Consider the following 18,270-nt stretch of genomic DNA (forward strand, 5'->3'; position numbering starts at 1 on the left):
CGTGCCTCCTCGGGGAACGGGAAATGGGGGTGGGGTGGTCGCCGGACGTCCGGCATCTGCGATCGTATGAGCGGCGCGCTCCCCTGAAACCGCGCTTCACCCTCTGTTCACCCGACTGCCATTCGCCGTACCTCCAACGGGGGACTCGATGCGGACCGGTCCGCGGAGTCGGCGTAGGCTCGTGAGCATGCTTGCTACCGTCATCCACGGGGAACGCGACGTCCGCGTCGAAGAGGTTCCCGACCCCGTCCTGTCCACCGGCGGCGACGCCATCGTGCGCGTCGTGGCCGCCTGCGTCTGCGGCTCCGACCTGTGGCCGTACCGTGGAGTCACCCCCACCCACGAGCCCCGCCGCATCGGCCACGAGTTCGTCGGCGTCGTCGAAGAGGTGGGCTCCGACGTGACCACCATCGCCCCCGGGGATTTCGTCATCGCCCCGTTCTACGACTGCGACATGACCTGCGTGAACTGCAAGAACGGCGTCAGCACGTCGTGCCTCAACGGCGGCTGGTGGGGGTCGGAGGACAGGCTCGGCGGGTTCGCCGACGGAGGGCAGGGCCAGAAGGTCCGCGTTCCGCATGCCGACGGATCGCTCGTGGCGACGCCCGAGTACCCGAGCGAGGAGCTCATCCCGAGCCTGCTCACCCTCAGCGATGTGATGGGCACCGGCCATCACGCGGCGGTCTCCGCGGGCGTCACGGAGGGCAGCACGGTCGTCGTGGTCGGAGACGGCGCGGTCGGTCTGTGCGCCGTGCTGGCCGCCTCGCGGCTGGGTGCGTCCCGCATCATCGCGATGTCGCGCCACGAGCCCCGGCAGGAACTCGCCCGCGCGTTCGGCGCGACCGACATCGTGGCCGCGCGCGGCGATGAAGGCGTGGCGGCGGTGAAGGAGCTGCTCGACGGCATCGGCGCCGACTGCGTGCTCGAAGCGGTGGGCACCAAGGAGTCGATGGACCAGGCCATCCGGTCGGCGCGTCCCGGCGGCATGGTCGGCTACGTCGGCGTCCCCAACGGCGGCCCGGAGCTGCCCGTGCGCACGCTGTTCAACAACAACGTCGGCGTGAACGGCGGGGTCGCACCGGTGCGCAACTACGTCGAGGAACTGCTGCAGGACGTGTGGTCGGGAGCCATCGAGCCCGGCCGCGTCTTCGACCTCGAGCTGCCGCTCTCCGAGATCGCGGAGGCGTACGCGGCCATGGACGAGCGCCGCGCCATCAAGACGCTCGTCCGCCCCTGACCGTCCCTCCTGACCGTCGCTGCTCGGCCGGCCTGCTGAATTCAGGACCACGGTCTCGGCGGCCCCGGATGCTCCGCGCGACGGCACGGAAGCGCCGCAGACATGGAGAACGGGCTGCCGGTCGGGGGAACCGGCAGCCCGTTCTTCGCTGCGCCGCGCACGGGTAACGCGCGGGCGGCGAGCTACGCGTCGACGACGACGATGTCGTTCAGGGGGACTCGCGTGCGGGGAGCGAGTTCACGTTCGCGTAGCGGCTCGGGAAGGGCATCCGGATCGCCCAGGGTGCCGAGGGCGGTGACCGAGACGGGGACGAAACGCTCGTCGATGTCGAAGGCGGCGCGCAGGCCCTGGGCGTCGAACCCGCCCATCTGGTGCACGTGCAGCCCGTCGTGGTGGGCCTGGACGCTCAAGTGGGCGACCGCCTGGCCGAGATCGTACGTGGCCCAGCGGCGTTCCTTGCCGTCGGTGTCGACCGTCTCGGCGAGGGCCACGATGAGCACGCTGGCGCTGCCGGCCCACGCTGCGTTGAAGCCGACGAGGTTGGCGACGACCGTGTCGAAAGCGGTTGTGCCGCGACGCGCGACGATGAACCGCCACGGCTGCGAGTTGGCGGCGGACGGCGACCAGCGCGCGGCCTCGAGGGCGGCGGTCAGCTTGTCTTCGTCGATGACGGCGGTGCTATCGAACGAACGGGGGCTCCACCGTCCGGCGAGGACGGGAAGCAGCTGAATGGCGCGGTCGGCAGCGCGGGTCGAAAGGTCGGCGATGGTCATCGAACTCCAGGAGCAGGTCGGGGGAAAAGGACACGGCCCCATTGCCTGTCCATGTAAACGTATCAACCTGGGAGGTATTCCCAGAAGGCCCGCGCTCCTGTCTGGGAGTTTCTTGAGTGCAAGAGTCCGTGAACGAGATGTGTCGCGTATGTAAATTCTCACGAATTCTCGAGGGCCTCCGGAGGGCTGTTTCGATGCCCCGCAACCGGGGTACAGACGGGGGTACGAGGCCTCGAGGCCCGCGACCCCGGCCGCTCGAGAGCCGGTTGACGGGAATGCCACCTGACCGGCCATTCACTGACCCCCGGAAGGGGGTGTGTCCGCCATTCTGCCGACAGGTTCCGGATGTCCGCATGTCGACGGACACCCAGCCGACGTGGCCCCTCGCGGCCCCCACCGAGAGGAATCTGCGACACGCCCGGAGGACCGGAATCGGCGACTTGCGCAGCGTCTGAGAATCCCGCTAGAAACGAGATCACCCCGAATTCGACCAGATCCTCAGCGTTGCGGATGCCACCCCCGCTGACCGCGAAAGGTCTCATTCGTGTTCATTTTCATTCTGCAGATCAGGCACATGCTCCAAGGCCATGCCGAGTTCTACCTGTTCGCCGTGTACTCGGCGCTGATCTGGGTGATCTGGCTGATCAAGGTTGTCGTGTCCCGCCGGTACCGGCCGTACCTGGAACCGTTCGACGTGTCGACGAGTGTGGTCGTCCCGGTGGTCGATGAACCTCTGGATCTGTTCCGGGATGTGCTGGGGCGGATGGTGGAGCAACACCCCGGCGAGATCATCGTCGTGATCAACGGGGCGCCGAATCCCGGGCTGGTCGGAGTGTGCGAGGAGTTCGCGCCGCTGGTGCGCTGGGTGCACACGCCGATCCCGGGCAAGCGGAATGCCGTGATGATCGGCACCCGGATGTCGACCGGGGACATCACCGTGCTCGTCGACTCCGACACGGTGTGGATGCCGCAGGTGCTGAGCGAGCTCGTGAAACCCTTCGCCGACGAGCGAGTCGGCGGCGTGACGACGAAGCAGCGGATCCTGGAGCCGGAGCGCAGCTGGATCACCCGGTGGGCGGACTGGCTCGAGAACTCGCGGGCGCTCTACTCGATGCCGGCGCAGTCGGTGGTCGGGCAGATCGGCTGCCTGCCGGGGCGCACGATCGCGTTCCGCCGCTCGATCCTGATGCGGGTGATGGACAAGTTCATGACCGAGAAGTTCCTGGGCGTCTTCCTGGAGGTCTCCGACGACCGCACCCTGACCAACCTCACGCTGAAAGAGGGCTACCGGACCGTGTACCAGCACACCAGCCTGGTGTACACGGATGCCCCGTTGAAGGTCAAGAAGCTCTTCAAGCAGCAGTTGCGGTGGGCGCGCGGCAGCCAGTACAACACGTTGCGGATGCTGCCCTGGATGCTCGGGCACGCCCCGCTGCTCGCATTCTTCTTCCTGTCCGACATCATCCTGCCGTTCGTCCTGGCCGGCGTGCTCGGCGGCTGGATCTACCGGTCGATCGCCGGGCAGGGCTACAACTTCTACCAGGGCTTCCTCAGCCAGTACGGGGTGCAGACCGGGATCCTGACCGTGGTCGCTTTGATGGTCGCGTCGTCGGTGATCAGCATGTCGATCCGGCAGATCCGGCACTTGTCCGAGAAGCCCACCGACTTCTTCCGGCTGCCGGTGTTCATCATCGTCTCCACGTTCTTCCTGATGCCGATCCGGCTCCTCGGCTTCTTCCGGATGGCCCACGCCTCCGGATGGGGCACCCGCGCCGGCGCCTACGCTGGCGGGCCCTCCGAGATCACTGCCGACGACGCGATGCCCAGTGACGTGACGGCGAGCGGAGACGAGTCCGAAGCGCGCCTGCCCGACTCCGTCGGAGGCATGACGACGGCCACCGCCCTCGCCACCCGCGCCGAAGTGAAAGCGGCCACGAAGACCAAGACCACGACCAAGACCACGACGACCACCAAGCCCGAGCGGCGCCGGCTCAACCCGCAGGCCGCCATCCCCTACCTGATCGGCATCGCGATCCTGACCCTGGAGGCCTTCTTCCTTGTCTGATAGCACTTCCACCTGGTGGGCGCAAAGCAAATCGCGCTCACAAGCCACCACGGCCGCCTTCCTCGCCCTCGCCCTCGTGCTCGGCGGCATCTCCTACTTCGTCTGGTCGTCTCCCGGCAGCCAGGTGAGCAAGGCCCTGTCCGCCGCCGTGGACGCGGTCAACCCGCTCGCCGTGCAGAACGCGGTTCTGAAGAAGGGCCTGAGCTCGGCCGGTACCACCATCGCATCGCAGAAGCGCCAGCTCACGGCGCTGCAGAAGAAGTCACTCGCCTCCCAGGCCGCGACCGCCAAGCTGCTCGCGAAGACGCAGCAGCGGGCGCTGACCGCCGAGAACGCCCTCGCCGCGGCGAAGGCCCAGGCCCGCTCGCTCACCGCCGCACTCGCGGCGGGAGCCGGCGGAGCGAGCGCGGGAACCGCAGCCGGCGGAGCGAGCGCGGGAGCCGCATCCGGAACCCAGCCCGCCGGCGGATCGACCGGCTCGGTGCCGGCGCCGATCACCGCACCGGCCAAAGCGGCCCTGCTGCAGCCTGCCAACCGCTACTTCGGGATGTACACCGAGCAGGCGCCGTTCAACTGGTCGACCTTCGACGCGACGAGCGCGAAGATCGGCGTGCAGCCGAATGTCGTCGGCTACTTCAGCGGCTGGGATGAGACGTTCCGCGCCAACGCGGTCACGCGTGCCTGGCAGGACGGCCGACTGCCCATGATGACCTGGGAGTCGCGGCCCATCGACGCGGGCAACGACAGCAATGTCGCACCGGACTACTCGCTGCCGAAGATCATCGGCGGATCGTTCGACGCCTACCTGCACCAGTACGCCAAGGACATCGTCGCCACCGGACTCCCGCTGGCCATCCGTCTCGACCACGAGATGAACGGCATCTGGTACCCGTGGTCCGAGACGGACGGCTCAGGCAACTCGATCAACGGCAACAGTGCCGGCGACTACGTGAAGATGTGGCGGCACGTGCACGACATCTTCCAGCAGGAGGGCGCGAACAAGCTGGTCGTCTGGGTCTGGTCGCCGAACATCGTGAACAACGTTCCGGCCGACCACAAGGTCGACGGCTACCTCGCCTCGCTGTACCCGGGCGACGCCTACGTCGACTGGGTCGGGCTCTCGGGCTACATGCGGCCGCCGTACAAGCCGGACAACGACTTCACCTTCGACTACACGTTCGGGCCCAGCCTCACGGAGCTGCGGGGGATCGCGAAGAAGCCCATCATGCTCGCCGAGGTCGGCGCGTCCGAGACGGGCGGTCACAAGGCGGCCTGGGTCACCTCGTTCTTCGACGGGCTCTCCAAACCGGAGAACTCCGACATCATCGGGTTCGCCTGGTTCAACCTCGCGGTCACCAGCTATGTCGAAGGCGTCCGCGCCACCAACGACTGGCGCATCGACTCACGGGCTGACTCGCTGTCGGCGTTCATCGCTGGCCTGACCAGACCAGAAGACCATTTCACGCTCACACCGGCCAAGTGAAAGGACCATTCACCATGAAGAAGTCGACTCAAGACCAGCCCGCCCCCCGCATCAGCGTGATCGGCACGGGCTACCTCGGCGCGACCCACGCGGCCGCCATGGCCGAACTCGGCTTCGACGTGATCGGCGTCGACACCGATCCGCACAAGGTCGAGGAGCTCCAGGAGGGGCGCGTGCCGTTCTTCGAGCCCGGACTGCCGGAGCTCATCACGCGCCACGTCGCATCCGGTCGTCTGCGGTTCACGACCGACATCGCGGAGGCCGTCGCGGTCTCGGATGTGCACTTCATCTGCGTCGGCACCCCGCAGCAGTCGGGGAGCTTCGCCGCCAACCTCGCCTACGTCGATGCAGCGGCTCGCGCCATCGCGTCGAACCTCACGCATGACGGCCTGATCGTCGGGAAGTCGACGGTCCCGGTCGGCACGGCGGCGCGCCTTCGCGCCATCGTCGCCGACGCGCTCCCGGAGGGCGTCGCCTGCGAGCTGGTGTGGAACCCGGAGTTCCTGCGCGAAGGCAAGGCCGTCGAAGACACGCTCTCGCCCGACCGTCTGGTCTTCGGCGGCACATCCGCGCGGTCCGAGGCGCTGCTGCGGCAGGTCTACGCCGCGCCGATCGCCGCAGGCACGCCGGTGCTCGTCGCCGATCTGCCGACGGCAGAGCTCGTGAAGGTGAGCGCGAACGCGTTCCTCGCTACGAAGATCTCGTTCATCAACGCGATCGCCGAGATCTGCGACGTCGCCGGCGCCGACGTCTCCCTGCTGGCGGATGCGCTGGGCCACGACAAGCGCATCGGCCGTCAGTTCCTGAATGCGGGCCTCGGCTTCGGCGGCGGGTGTCTCCCCAAGGACATCCGGGCTCTCATGCACCGCTCCGGCGAGCTCGGCGCCCACGCCGCCGTCGGACTACTTCAGCAGGTGGACGAGATCAACATGGGCCGGCGACAGCGCGTCATCGACCTGGCGCTCCAGGCGTGCGGGGGCTCGGTGCTCAACCGCCGGATCGGCGTACTCGGCGCGGCCTTCAAACCGCACACCGACGACGTGCGCGACTCGCCCGCCCTCAATGTCGCCGCGGCGCTGCACCTGCGGGGCGCCCAGGTCGTGGTCTACGACCCGCAGGCTCGGGGCACGGCGCAGCGGATGTTCCCGACCCTGGGGTACGCGGACTCGATGGAGGAGGCCGTCACCGGCGCCGACGTCACCGTGGTGCTCACCGAATGGCCCGAGTTCATCGAAGCCGACCCGGCCGCGATGGGTGCCCTCGTCAACAGCCGGACGCTGATCGATGCCCGAAACTGCCTCGACGCCGTCGCCTGGAGCCGGGCCGGCTGGGGCGTCCTCTCGATGGGTCGCGTGCCCGAGGTGGCGCCGCTCGCCGACGACCTCGCCGCGCTCTCCGTTCTGCGCTGACATCCGACCACCACGAGAGGACACACCATGACCCACTACGTCACCAAAGCCGTCATCCCCGCCGCCGGCCTCGGTACCCGCTTCCTGCCCGCCACCAAGGCGATGCCCAAAGAGATGCTTCCTGTGGTCGACAAGCCGGCAATCCAGTACGTCGTCGAGGAGGCCGTGAACGCGGGCCTGCACGATGTGCTCCTGGTCACCGGCCGCAACAAGAACGCCCTCGAGAACCACTTCGACCGGGCGACCGAGCTCGAGGACACGCTCGCCAGGAAAGGCGACACCGATCGCCTCGAGAAGGTGAACCACTCCACCGGCCTCGCCGACATGCACTACGTGCGTCAGGGCGACCCGAAGGGCCTCGGGCACGCCGTGCTGCGGGCCAGGATGCACATCGGGCACGAGCCGTTCGCCGTGCTGCTCGGCGACGACATCATCGATGCCCGCGACCCGCTGCTGAGCCGGATGCTCGAAGTGCAGCGTGAACGGAACACCACGGTCGTCGCGCTGCTCCAGGTCGACCCGAGCCAGATCCACCTCTACGGCGCCGCCGCGATCGTGGAGACCGGCGAAGACGACGTCGTGCGCATCACCGGCCTGGTGGAGAAGCCCGACCGCGAGAGTGCGCCCTCGAACTACGCCGTCATCGGCCGCTACGTGCTTCGGCCTGAGATCTTCGACATCCTCGAGAAGACGGAGCCGGGCAAGGGCGGCGAGATCCAGTTGACCGACGCCCTGCAGGGACTCGCCTCCGCTCCCGACTGGACCGGCGGCGTGCACGGCGTCATCTTCACGGGCCGTCGCTACGACACCGGCGACCGGCTCGACTACATCAAGGCGATCGTGCAGCTCGCGGCCGACCGCCCCGACCTGGGACCCGATCTGATGCCCTGGCTGAAGGAGTTCGTCGGTCGCTCGTCCGCCCCGGCGGACGAGCCGGAGGTCGCTCCCGCGGCCGCGCCCAAGCGCGCGAAGCCGGTGCCGTCGCGTACGCCTGAGCCATCGGTCGAGCCGTCGCCCGAGCCTGGTCGCGAGCTGGTCCCCGCGGCGGCCCTCGTCTGACGTCCGATGCGGCTCGGCCGGGGGCTCACTCCTCCAGGCCGAGCCGTTTCAGCGTGTGCTTCTCGCTGTGGCCGGCGTCGGTCTCGATCTCGTCCACCGCGATCGGGATGCCCGGGCCGATCGCCAGCCAGACGAATCCGTCCCGGTGTACGAGCGGAACCAGATCCGTCGTCCCGTCCTTCAGGAGGGTTCGGACCCGCTTGAGCAGTGCATACCCTTCCGACGGCCGCGTCACATACGTCTTGCGCCGGTAGTGGACGACGTGCGCGACGGTCTTCGCGCTCAGTCCGGCCACCTCGGAATCGGTCAGCGTCTCGCTCATCGTCGGGTCCTCTCGCTTCGCCTGGCGCAAAGGGACGGTACGCGCCTCGCCGCGGGAGTCAAGCACGACGTCGAGTCGTCTGCGCGTTAAACCACGATGCCGGGCGCGTGAACTCTAGGGTGTGTTCACGTGCCCGGCATGCATTCGGGGTTATCGGCCGGAGGATTATTCGGGTTCCTCAACCGACTCTTGAACTCTACCGAATAACCGGGCTCTTGTGGGCCAAAATGAGGACACGTTTTGTACCCCAGTAGGAGTGTCATTCTGGCCCTCTTCGGGGGCGAATCGCGCTCGCGCCGTCGACAATCCGACAGAATCCGGCAATTTCGTGCGTGCGGGCGGCTAGCTCTGCTTTCCGAGTTCTTCGATGAGAGCCGCGACGAACGCGTCGATGTCGTGCTCCGTGGTGTCGAACGAGCACATCCAGCGCACCTCGTTGCGTGCGGCGTCCCAGTCGTAGAAGCGGAAGTGCTCGCGCAGCCGGTCGGAGACGCCGGCCGGAAGGGTCGCGAACACGCCGTTCGACTGCGTCGCCTGGCTGAACCCGACACCGGTGATGCTTCCATCGGCGAGCCCGGCTTCGAGGGCGGTGCGAAGCCGCGCGGCCATCGCGTTGGCGTGAGAGGCCGAGCGCAGCCACAGGCCGTCGGTGAGCAGAGCGATGAGCTGTGCCGAGATGAAGCGCATCTTCGAGGCGAGCTGCATGTTCAGCTTGCGGAGGTAGAGGAGCCCCTCTGATGCCTCCGGGTTGAGCACGACGACGGCCTCGCCGTAGAGCATCCCGTTCTTGGTTCCGCCGAAGCTGAGCACGTCGACGCCGGCGTCGGTGGTGAACGCCCGCAGCGGAACGCCGAGGCTCGCCGCCGCGTTGGCGATGCGCGCTCCGTCCATGTGCAGCTTCATGCCGAGCGAGTGCACGTGGTCGGCGATGGCCCTGACCTCGTCGACCGTGTAGGCCGTGCCGAGCTCGGTGGTCTGGGTGATCGAGACGACGAGCGGCTGGGCCCGGTGCTCGTCTCCCCAGCCCCAGGCCTCCCGGTCGATCAGCTCAGGGGTGAGCTTGCCGTCGGGCGTCTCGACCGTGAGGAGCTTGATGCCGGCGACACGCTCGGGAGCCCCGGCCTCGTCGGTGTTGATGTGCGCGGTCTTGGCGCACACCACCGCGCCCCAGCGAGGGATCATCGATTGGAGCCCGACGACGTTGGCGCCGGTGCCGTTGAACACCGGGAACACCTGGACGCCCTCGCCGAAGTGCTCGGCGAACACCTCGTGGAGTCGTGCCGTGTAGACGTCGTCGCCATAGGCGATCTGGTGGCCCTCGTTGGCCGCCGCGATGGCGTCGAGGATCTCGGGATGCACTCCCGCGTAGTTGTCGGAGGCGAAGCCGCGGAGGGAGAGGTCGTGGAGTTGTAGCGTCACCCGTCTATCCTCGCAGGATCGGCGGCGGCCTTCGTGCCGTCGGCCGAGGCTGTGAGTACCTGGCGGACTCCGTTGATTGTGGAGGGATCCTGGGCCCACAGGTCGACGACCCGCGCGGCCAGCTCCTGCTCGAGGCCCGCGAGCGATTTCACGACGAAGATCGTGGCCGCCGCATCCGGGGCCTCCTTGGCGAAGCCCTGCGCGATCGCGCGCGTCCACGCGTCGGCCGCCGCTTTCGCCGCGGCGTAGTTCGCGCCGCCGGCGTACGGGCGGTCGACCGCCGACGACGATACGATCGCGAGCCGGCCCGCCGGAGACGCCGCGAGATCGTCGTAGAAGATGCGCGAGGTGTTGCGCAGAGTCTCGAACGAACGCTCCAGGAACGCCCAGTCCTCGTCCGTCTGCCCGGCGATGCCGCCGCCGCCGCGCCAGCCGCCGACGAGATGGATCAGGCCGTCGATGCGGGCGAACTTCAGGTGGATGCGCATCGCGAGCTCCGCCACGGCCGACCGGTCGGACAGGTCGCACACGCGCGTGTCGACGCCGGGGACGGCCGCGGCCAGGGCATCCAGAGCCTCGGACCGGGTGCCGACGGCGAGAACCGTCGCGCCTGCGGCGACCAGCGCGCGCGCCACGGCCTCACCGCTCGCGCTCGTCGCGCCGGCGATCAGCACGATCCTGCCGTCGAGGGAGCCGTGCGGCCCGGACGTCTCCGCCCGGGCCGCAGTGTCGGACTCGTTCCTCACTTCGCAGTCGCTCCGAGCACAGCCGGTTCGGCAGTCTCGGACTCGCCCGTGATGCCGGCAGTCGACTCGATGACGGCAGCCATCTTCTTGTTGAGCGCCTCGTAGAACATCGAGAGCGGGAACTCGTCGTCGAGCACCGCGTCGGTGTAGCCCTTCGGCGGCCCGGCGAGCGTCTCGTCGGGAAGCCCACGCGCCCACTGCGAGGCGGGATTCGGCGTGACCGTCCGGGTGAGCATCTCGTACGCGGCAAGCCAGTGCGACACCTTCGGGCGGTCGATCGAACGCCAGTAGAGCTCGTTGATCTGGTCGCTCAACGCCACCACGACATCCGGAACGTTCTCCCAGTCGATGGTGAGCTGCGTGTCCGTCCAGTGCAGCACGTCGTGCTGGTGCATCCACGCGAACAGCAGCTGGCCGCCGAGTCCGTCGTAGTTGCGCACGCGACTGCCGGTGATCGCGAACCGGAAGATCCGGTCGAAGATCACCGCGTACTGCACGAGGTGCGCGTGGTCCCGGATCTCGCGCAGTGCCGGCGACAGCTCCGAATCCGGCAGGACTGCGAGCTCGCGCTCCAGTCGCACCGACTCGCGGAAGGCGGTCAGATCGCACCGCAGCTCCTCGAGCGAGTACAGGAAGAACGGCATCCGCTGCTTGATCATGAACGGGTCGAACGGCAGGTCGCCGCGCATGTGGCTGCGGTCGTGGATGAGATCCCACATCACGAAGGTCTCTTCGGTCAGCTTCTGATCGTCGAGCATCGCGGCCGCGTCGGCCGGCAGCTCGAGCTTCGTGATCTCGGATGCGGCACGCACGACGCGACGGTAGCGCGCGGCTTCGCGGTCTTGGAAGATCGCACCCCACGTGAACGTCGGGATCTCCCGCATCGCAACCGTCTCCGGGAACAGCACAGCCGAATTGGTGTCGTAACCGGGCGTGAAGTCCACGAACCGGATGGGCACGAACAGCTTGTTGCCGTAGTCGCCGGCTTCCAGCTCGGAGATGAACTCCGGCCAGATGACCTCGATGAGCACGGCCTCGACGAGACGGTTCGTGCTTCCGTTCTGCGTGTACATCGGGAAGACCACGAGGTGCCCGAGGCCGTCGACGCGGTGCTGCTGGGGCTGGAACGCCTGGAGCGAGTCGAGGAAGTCGGGCACCCCGAATCCCTCCGCCGCCCAGCGCCGGAAGTCGGCGACCAGCGCATCGAGGTACGCCGCGTCGTGCGGGAAGTGCGGGGCCAGCTCGTCGACCGCCGCCACGAGGACCTCGACCTGCTCGGTCGCAGCCGGCTTGTCGGACTCCTCGGCGATCGAGCCGTCTTTGAGCTGCAACGGCTGGAGCGCGATCGCGGCGTCTTTCAGGCGCGACCAGGCCGGATGCGACGCGAGCGAGCGAACGGAACGGGCGTCTTCGACGACCTCGGGTTCTCCGACAATTGCATCCGAAGTGAACTGGGAAACGAACTGAGACATGACGAACCTCCCGTCGCTGAGTCGGCCGCGGCGCGGCAACAATGGATCGAGCGCACCGGATGCGCTCTGTTCGAGCCTAACCACAACTTCTGGACATTTTCTTGCCCGTCCTGCTCGATCGGTGCGTGGAGCAGCGATTGCGCGCCGGATTTCGCCGCTGACCTGTGGAAAGGCGCGCAATATTGCCTTCCGGTGACGGAGATCATGGCGGCTAGGCTCGCCCCATGACGAGTCCCGCCACCGCAGCCGAGGTCGAGCAGGCGCTCGCCGAGGTGGCCGACCCGGATGACGCGCTGTTCCTGCAGCGCTTCTTCAAGACCGGCGCGGGTCAATACGGAGCGGGAGACGTCTTCATCGGCGTGCGGGTGCCGCAGACGCGAGCGGTCGCCAAGCGATTCGCCGGGCTCGGCCTCACCGAGATCGGGAAGCTGCTCGACAGCGAGGTGCACGAGCACCGGCTCGCCGGGCTGGTCATCCTGAACCGGCTCTTCGCCGTCGCCAGCCGGCAGCGCTCGCACGACCCGGCCGAGCGAGAGCGCATCGCCTGCTTCTATCTGGACGCGGTTCGTCGTGGACGCGTCAACAACTGGGATCTCGTCGACTCGTCGGCGGTGTTCGTGCTGGGCGAATACCTGCTCGACAGGCCGCGCACGCTCTTGTTCGAGCTCGCTGCGAGCGATGATCTGTGGGAGAGGCGCGTCGCCGTGCTGTCGACGTTCGCCTTCATCAAGCAGGGCGACGCATCCACGACCCTGGAACTCGCCGAGCGGCTCCTCGGCGACCCGGAGGACCTCATGCACAAGGCCGTGGGCTGGATGCTCCGCGAAGTCGGCAAACGCGTCGATCGGTCCCTGCTCCTCGGCTTCCTCGACGCCAATGCGGCTCGCATGCCGCGCACCATGCTCAGCTACGCCACCGAGCATCTGGCGCCGGAGCAGCGGGCGGCCTACCGCGCACTGAGATGAGCGACGCTCAGCCACTCTTGCGATGATGGACTCATGACGAGAACGGTGCGAGGCGCGCGGGTACTGATCACGGGCGCGGCTTCCGGCATGGGTGCCCTCTACGCCGAGCGGGCCGTGCGTGAGGGGGCTCGCGCGGTGGTGCTCTGGGATCGTGACGAAGCGGCCCTCGATGATGTGGTCGCCCAGCTTCGCGCGATCGTGATGTCGGAGCGCGAGGCGACCCCCTGGGGTGCGCCCAGCTCCCCGAGCTCGGCGGCGGGCCGGCCGACGACGACGATCCACCCGTTCGTGCTCGATCTCGCCGAACTCGGCGCTATCGCGCAGTCGGCCCAGGTGGTGCGCAAGGAGCTCGACGGAATCGACGTGCTGATCAACAACGCGGGCATCGTCCGGGGCAAGTATTTCTGGGAGCACGACAACGGAGACGACACCCGCCCCACCATGCAGGTCAACGCCCTAGCCCCGATGTACATCACCCGCGAATTCCTCCCCGGCATGATCGAGAGCGCCCGCGAGGCGCGCGTCGTGAACATCGCGTCAGCCGCCGGAACGGTGTCGAACCCGCGGATGAGTGTCTACGCGGCGTCGAAGTGGGCCGTGATCGGCTGGAGCGACAGCCTGCGTCTGGAACTCCTCCAGCAGGGCTTCGGGCACGTCAAGGTGACTACGGTCGCCCCGAGCTACATCGATACCGGGATGTTCGAAGGGGCGAAAGGCCCGTTGCTCACGCCGGTCCTCGCCCCCGAGTACGTGGTCGACCGGGTGTGGCGCGCGATGCTCGCGGGCAAGCCCATGCTTCTGCTTCCGTGGTCCGTCGGACTGGCGAAGACCCTGAAAGGCGTCCTCCCGCTCAGGGTGTGGGACGTGCTCGCCGACCGCGTCTTCGGCGTGCACACCTCGATGAACGACTTCACCGGCCGGAGCAGCTGACGGCGTCGGGCCGCGCTCACCCGAAGATCATCGGGCGGTCGTCGTCGTCCTCGTCGTGCGGAGCGAGGTCGAGGTCGACCAGCACCGGGACGTGATCGCTGGGCGCCTCGCCCTTGCGCTCGTTGCGGTGGATGCTCGCGCCGGTCACGAGGTCGGCGAACGACTTCGAGCCGAGGATGAAGTCGATGCGCAGCCCCTCATTGCGCGGGAAGCGCAGCTGCTTGTAGTCCCAGTACGTGTAGCCGTCGGGAACCAGCGGCCGCACCACGTCGGTGAGTCCCGCCGTCTCCAACGCGCCGAACGCGCTGCGCTCCGGCGGAGAGATGTGGGTGGAGAGCCCCGGGACCAGGCTCGGGTCTCCGACGTCGGAGTCGAGCGGCGCGACGTTGAAGTCGCCCATCAGTGCGAGCGCCAGGTCGGGCTTCTCCGCCAGCCAGCGCTGCGTGTCGGCGGCGAGAGTGGCGAGCCAGTCCAGCTTGTAGACGTAGTGCGGGTCGTCGAGCGCCCGGCCGTTGGGAACGTAGAGGCTCCACACCCTGATGCCGTCGACGGTCGCGCCGATCGCCCGCGCCTCCTTGGGGAGGTCGGGTCCGTCGTGGTCTTTGAGGAAGCCCGGCATGTCGGGGAACCCGACCTCGACGTCTTCGATGGGCAACCGGCTCGCGATCGCCACTCCGTTCCACTGGTTGAGTCCGTGCAGCACCACCTCGTAGCCGGCGTCTTCGAACAGCTGCATCGGGAACTGCTCGGGTTTGCACTTGATCTCCTGCATGGCGAGGACGTCGACGTCTTCGCGCACCATCCAGTCGACCACCCGGCCGGCTCGGGTGCGGATCGAGTTCACATTCCAGGTCGCAACACGCATGTCCCGATCGTATCCGGCGGTACCGACGCGGCTCGAACGTGCATCCAGGCCTGTGGATGATTCACCCTCAGGCTGTTTTGCGAAGAAGGCGGTTCACCGGCCTTCCCCTCTAGAATCAGAGATGTGACCGACGCAAGACAGCAGCTCATCGACTACATCTCGACGGACGCCGTGTTCCACGGCGACTTCACGCTGACCAGCGGCAAGAAGGCCACGTACTACGTCGACCTGCGCAAAGTGAGTCTCGATCACCGGGTCGCACCGCTCATCGGCCAGGTCATGATCGACCTGATCGCCGAGGTTCCCGATGTCTTCGCCGTCGGCGGCATGACCATGGGCGCCGACCCCGTCGCGGCCGCCATCCTGCACCAGGGTGCGGCGCGCGGGCTCTCCTACGACGCCTTCGTCGTGCGCAAGGAGCCCAAAGACCACGGCCGCAGCAAGCAGGTCGAGGGCCCCGACCTCGAGGGCAAGCGCGTGATCGTGCTCGAAGACACCTCGACCACCGGCGGTTCCCCTCTCAAGGCCATCGAAGCACTCGAGAAGGTCGGCGCCGAGATCGCCGCCGTCGCCGTGGTCGTCGACCGCAACACCGGCGCGCGCGAGGTCATCGAAGCCGCCGGCTACCCCTACTACGCGGCCATCGGCCTCGACGATCTGGGGCTCTCGTAGTGGCCGATGACCGCAACCGGGACGACGACGAGCCCGAGGCCGGCACCGGCCCGGGGTCGGCGGAGCCCGAGTTCGGCAGCTCGGAATGGCTGCTCCAGCAGCTGAGCGGCGGCCGTCTGACGGGGGCCGAGCCCGGCGCCGACGCGCAGGACACCGACACGGTTCCGGATGCCCCGGCCACGGCCGCCGACGCGGTCTCCGCTGCTGCGGCGCCGGGCATGGTTCCGGATGCGACTCCCGGCGATGTCGCGGGCGCGCCGCCCGCAGGCGCCCGGCGCTCCTCCTGGTTCGACCTGGAGACGGCCGGTGCCGCCCCCGCGCCGTCCACTCCGCCCGTGCCGCCGGTTCCTTCGCCGGCTGAAACGCAGGAGGCTCCGATCGCTTCGGCGGAGCGTCCGGTCGCCCCAGCTGCGCCTGTGCCCGGCGACGAGACCACCGCGGGCGCTCCGCTCGAGAACGAACCCGTCATCACCTTCGAGCCGGCCGAACCCTTCGTCTGGCATCTGACGCCGGGAGTCGGTTCGGACCCGCTGGTGGAGGAGCCCGAGCAGTCGTCCAGCCCGTTCTTCGAGCACCCGGCCGAGGCGAGCGCGTCCGGAGCGGACGAAGAGGCGCCTTCCGAGCCCGGAGTACCCGCGGCACCGGCCGCGCCCCCGGTCCTTCCGGTTCCTCCGGCGGCGCCCGCCGATGCGACGCCGACCGCGGCGTTCGCGGGTCCCTCCTTCGCCGAAGCGCTTCGGATGCCCGAGCCGCCGACCTGGGACATCGGAACGCCCCCGGCCGATGCCGAGCAGGGGCCGGCCGCGGGTTCGCGTTCGCCCGAACAGCCGGTCGAGCCGTCGTCGTGGAACCCGTTCGCGACCGGAACGGGCGCAACGAACGTGCAGCAACCGCCCGACACGACCGAGAACCCCTTCACGCCGCCGCCGTTCCCGTCGCTCATCGAGCCTTCCGCGCCCGTCGTTCCCTCCGAGCCCGCAGCCTCGGAGCCCGCAGCCTCGGAGCCCGCAGCCTCGGAGCCCGCAGCCTCGGAGCCCGCAGCCTCGGAGCCCGCAGCCCCGGAGCCCGCAGCCCCGGAGCCCGCAGCCCCGGAGCCCGTCGTGACGCCGCCGAGCTTCTTCACTCGTCCGGTCGACGCGATTCCGCTGACCCCCACGCCCGCGGTCGTGCCGCCGCCTGCGGTCGTTCCGCCGCCCGAACCCGCACAGCGCCCCGAGCCCGCCTCGCCGGACGCCACCGCAGACGACGGGTCGGGGGAGGGTCACGGACTCGCGGCTCTGCTGGGCTTCTTCGACGGAGAGGGCGAAGACGACTCCGCCGAACCGTCCAGACCGACGAGCCGTTCGGTCATCGGCGACACCACTGGGATCATCATGATTCCGGATACCGAGCCCACCGCGGAGGACGGCGCACCCGACCTCGCGACTCCGGAGCCGACGACGGACGGCCTTCCCGCCGCGTTCGGCACGCCCGCGCCCGCGAGCAACGCCCCGTCTGCGGATGCGCCCGGCGCGGCCACGGCGGCGTTCGGCGTCGCGCAGACCACCCCGGGCGTCGACGACGCGCTCCCGATCGTCGCTCCCGCGCCACCGGTGTGGCCGGCTCCTCCGGTGGTCGGTTCGGTCACGCCCGCACCTCCCGTGCTTCCGCCCGTGAACGCCGGGTCCCTGTTCGAACCGGGCTCAGACGTGGCCAACGGCACGTCCGCTGCGGACACGGACACGACCAGGCTCGACACGGCGGAGATGGCGGCGCTCCTCAACGCCCGCACCGGTGACCCCGACCCCGACTTCGTATCCCAGGTCGACGCCGCGGAGGCGGAGGCGGAGAGCGGGATCGCGGCTGCTGTCGAGCCTCCGGAGCCCGTCGCCCCCGAGTCGACCACTCCGGGCGCCGCCCCTCTGCTCGAGGACGCGACGCTGCTGATGGGCGCTTTGCCCTCACCGGCGACGCAGCCGCTCGACGCCGAGAGTCTCGCCGAGGTCAGCGAGCCCCTGGCCCCGGAGCGGTCGGCGGCCGACGCCATCCTCTTCCCGGAGCTGGCGACGACGGCCGCCGTGCCGACCTTCGCGGTTCCGCCGGCCGACGCCGACATCGCCTCCCAACCCACGACCGTGCTCCCGGCCGCGTCCGCTTCGGCCGCCGCAGCCGCTTCGGCAACAGCCGTCCCCGCTCCCGCCGGGCCGGTGGGCCCAGGCGCCGGAACGGGCGACGGAGCCGGAACGACCACCGGCGGCTCGGCCCGCGTCAACCGCATGCTGTTCTGGGTGGCCGGCGGCCTTGCGGTGGTGCTCGTGCTCATCGGACTGTTCGCGCTCGGCACGCAGCTCCCCGCTCTGTTCGGCGGCGCTGCCCCGGCGCCGATCGCAACGACGTCCACCTCGGCCAAGCCGACCCCCACCCCGACACCGACCCCCACCCCGACGCCGAAGCCGACGGTGCAGCCCAAGCCGGCCGCAGCGCAGCCCCCGGGCGTCCACCCCTGGAACACGCTGGGCGGCGGAGAGTGCATCCAGCCGTACACGACGCCGTGGGCCGAGTCCTTCACCGTCGTCGACTGCACGGCGCCGCATCTGGCCCAGATGGTCTACACGAACCTGTTCTCGGCCGACCCGGCGGCGGCATACCCGGGCGCCGACGCGCTCGCGGCGCAGATCAACGTGCTCTGCACCAAGCCCGGGATCATCGACCTGAACGCCGCATCGGCGTATCCCGACCTGCAGCTGCAGGGGACGTTCCCCGCGACCGACCAGCAGTGGAAGGACGGGCAGCGCTCGTACTACTGCTTCGCGAACCGTTCCAGCAACCAGCCGCTCACGTCATCCGTCGCCGGCCCCGGCCCCACCGGCTGAC

15 protein-coding genes are annotated in these 18,270 nt (G+C 68.9%); 9 read left to right on the forward strand and 6 right to left on the reverse strand.

Features of this window, described 5'->3' with window-relative positions; all coding sequences use genetic code 11:
- Positions 1 to 187: 187 nt before the first annotated feature.
- Positions 188 to 1,237 (forward strand): zinc-dependent alcohol dehydrogenase family protein, encoded by a 1,050-nt coding sequence (locus ACFVV5_RS02255; RefSeq protein WP_387238279.1) that lies wholly within the window; start codon positions 188 to 190, stop codon positions 1,235 to 1,237.
- 182 nt (positions 1,238 to 1,419) lie between these two features.
- Here the strand turns inward: ACFVV5_RS02255 and ACFVV5_RS02260 are convergent, their stop codons facing one another.
- Positions 1,420 to 2,010: a nitroreductase family protein gene (locus tag ACFVV5_RS02260; RefSeq protein ID WP_387238282.1), complete on the reverse strand. Its 591-nt coding sequence runs from the start codon at positions 2,008 to 2,010 to the stop codon at positions 1,420 to 1,422.
- 544 nt (positions 2,011 to 2,554) lie between these two features.
- Here ACFVV5_RS02260 and ACFVV5_RS02265 point away from each other — a divergent pair.
- The 4 genes from ACFVV5_RS02265 to galU are packed head-to-tail and all read left to right on the forward strand — an operon-like array spanning position 2,555 to position 8,026.
- On the forward strand, positions 2,555 to 4,075 hold the full coding sequence (locus tag ACFVV5_RS02265; RefSeq protein WP_387238285.1) for a glycosyltransferase: 1,521 nt from the start codon (positions 2,555 to 2,557) through the stop codon (positions 4,073 to 4,075).
- Entirely contained in the window at positions 4,068 to 5,558 is a 1,491-nt protein-coding gene (locus ACFVV5_RS02270; protein ID WP_387238288.1) for a glycoside hydrolase family 26 protein, read from the forward strand. Before ACFVV5_RS02265 ends, ACFVV5_RS02270 begins: the two co-directional genes overlap by 8 nt.
- 14 nt (positions 5,559 to 5,572) lie before the next feature.
- Positions 5,573 to 6,967 carry a UDP-glucose dehydrogenase family protein gene (locus tag ACFVV5_RS02275; protein WP_387238290.1) on the forward strand — a complete coding sequence of 465 codons (1,395 nt, stop codon included), beginning with the start codon at positions 5,573 to 5,575 and terminating at the stop codon, positions 6,965 to 6,967.
- A 27-nt stretch (positions 6,968 to 6,994) separates the two neighbouring features.
- Positions 6,995 to 8,026 carry a UTP--glucose-1-phosphate uridylyltransferase GalU gene (gene galU / locus ACFVV5_RS02280; protein ID WP_387238293.1) on the forward strand — a complete coding sequence of 344 codons (1,032 nt, stop codon included), beginning with the start codon at positions 6,995 to 6,997 and terminating at the stop codon, positions 8,024 to 8,026.
- A gap of 25 nt (positions 8,027 to 8,051) precedes the next feature.
- Here the strand turns inward: galU and ACFVV5_RS02285 are convergent, their stop codons facing one another.
- From ACFVV5_RS02285 to ACFVV5_RS02300, 4 genes are all read right to left on the reverse strand, one after another.
- A complete protein-coding gene (locus tag ACFVV5_RS02285; protein ID WP_271175857.1) occupies positions 8,052 to 8,348 on the reverse strand; it encodes a hypothetical protein in 297 nt (98 codons plus the stop codon).
- Between the two features lie 342 nt (positions 8,349 to 8,690).
- A complete protein-coding gene (locus ACFVV5_RS02290; protein ID WP_387238297.1) occupies positions 8,691 to 9,767 on the reverse strand; it encodes a threonine aldolase family protein in 1,077 nt (358 codons plus the stop codon).
- Entirely contained in the window at positions 9,764 to 10,513 is a 750-nt protein-coding gene (locus ACFVV5_RS02295; protein ID WP_387238300.1) for an SDR family NAD(P)-dependent oxidoreductase, read from the reverse strand. Before ACFVV5_RS02295 ends, ACFVV5_RS02290 begins: the two co-directional genes overlap by 4 nt.
- Complete coding sequence (locus ACFVV5_RS02300) at positions 10,510 to 11,985, reverse strand: DUF6421 family protein (RefSeq protein ID WP_387238303.1); 1,476 nt, start codon at positions 11,983 to 11,985, stop codon at positions 10,510 to 10,512. Before ACFVV5_RS02300 ends, ACFVV5_RS02295 begins: the two co-directional genes overlap by 4 nt.
- Before the next feature lie 224 nt (positions 11,986 to 12,209).
- Between ACFVV5_RS02300 and ACFVV5_RS02305 the strand changes: the two genes are divergently transcribed.
- Both ACFVV5_RS02305 and ACFVV5_RS02310 read left to right on the forward strand, forming a co-directional pair.
- A complete protein-coding gene (locus ACFVV5_RS02305) occupies positions 12,210 to 12,950 on the forward strand; it encodes a DNA alkylation repair protein (RefSeq protein WP_387238306.1) in 741 nt (246 codons plus the stop codon).
- A gap of 33 nt (positions 12,951 to 12,983) precedes the next feature.
- Positions 12,984 to 13,880 carry an SDR family NAD(P)-dependent oxidoreductase gene (locus ACFVV5_RS02310; protein WP_387238309.1) on the forward strand — a complete coding sequence of 299 codons (897 nt, stop codon included), beginning with the start codon at positions 12,984 to 12,986 and terminating at the stop codon, positions 13,878 to 13,880.
- A 16-nt stretch (positions 13,881 to 13,896) separates the two neighbouring features.
- Here ACFVV5_RS02310 and ACFVV5_RS02315 read toward each other — a convergent pair whose 3' ends face one another.
- Positions 13,897 to 14,745 (reverse strand): exodeoxyribonuclease III, encoded by an 849-nt coding sequence (locus ACFVV5_RS02315; protein WP_387238312.1) that lies wholly within the window; start codon positions 14,743 to 14,745, stop codon positions 13,897 to 13,899.
- Positions 14,746 to 14,868: 123 nt separating this feature from the next.
- Between ACFVV5_RS02315 and pyrE the strand changes: the two genes are divergently transcribed.
- Together pyrE and ACFVV5_RS02325 are read left to right on the forward strand one after the other, a co-directional pair.
- Positions 14,869 to 15,417 (forward strand): orotate phosphoribosyltransferase, encoded by a 549-nt coding sequence (gene pyrE / locus ACFVV5_RS02320; RefSeq protein WP_387238315.1) that lies wholly within the window; start codon positions 14,869 to 14,871, stop codon positions 15,415 to 15,417.
- Positions 15,417 to 18,269, forward strand: coding sequence for a hypothetical protein (locus ACFVV5_RS02325; protein WP_387238318.1), 2,853 nt, complete (start codon positions 15,417 to 15,419; stop codon positions 18,267 to 18,269). The genes pyrE and ACFVV5_RS02325 overlap by 1 nt, the downstream gene beginning before the upstream one ends.
- Position 18,270: the final 1 nt, after the last annotated feature.

This window comes from Leifsonia sp. NPDC058248 (genome assembly GCF_042881905.1).
GTDB lineage: Bacteria > Actinomycetota > Actinomycetes > Actinomycetales > Microbacteriaceae > Leifsonia.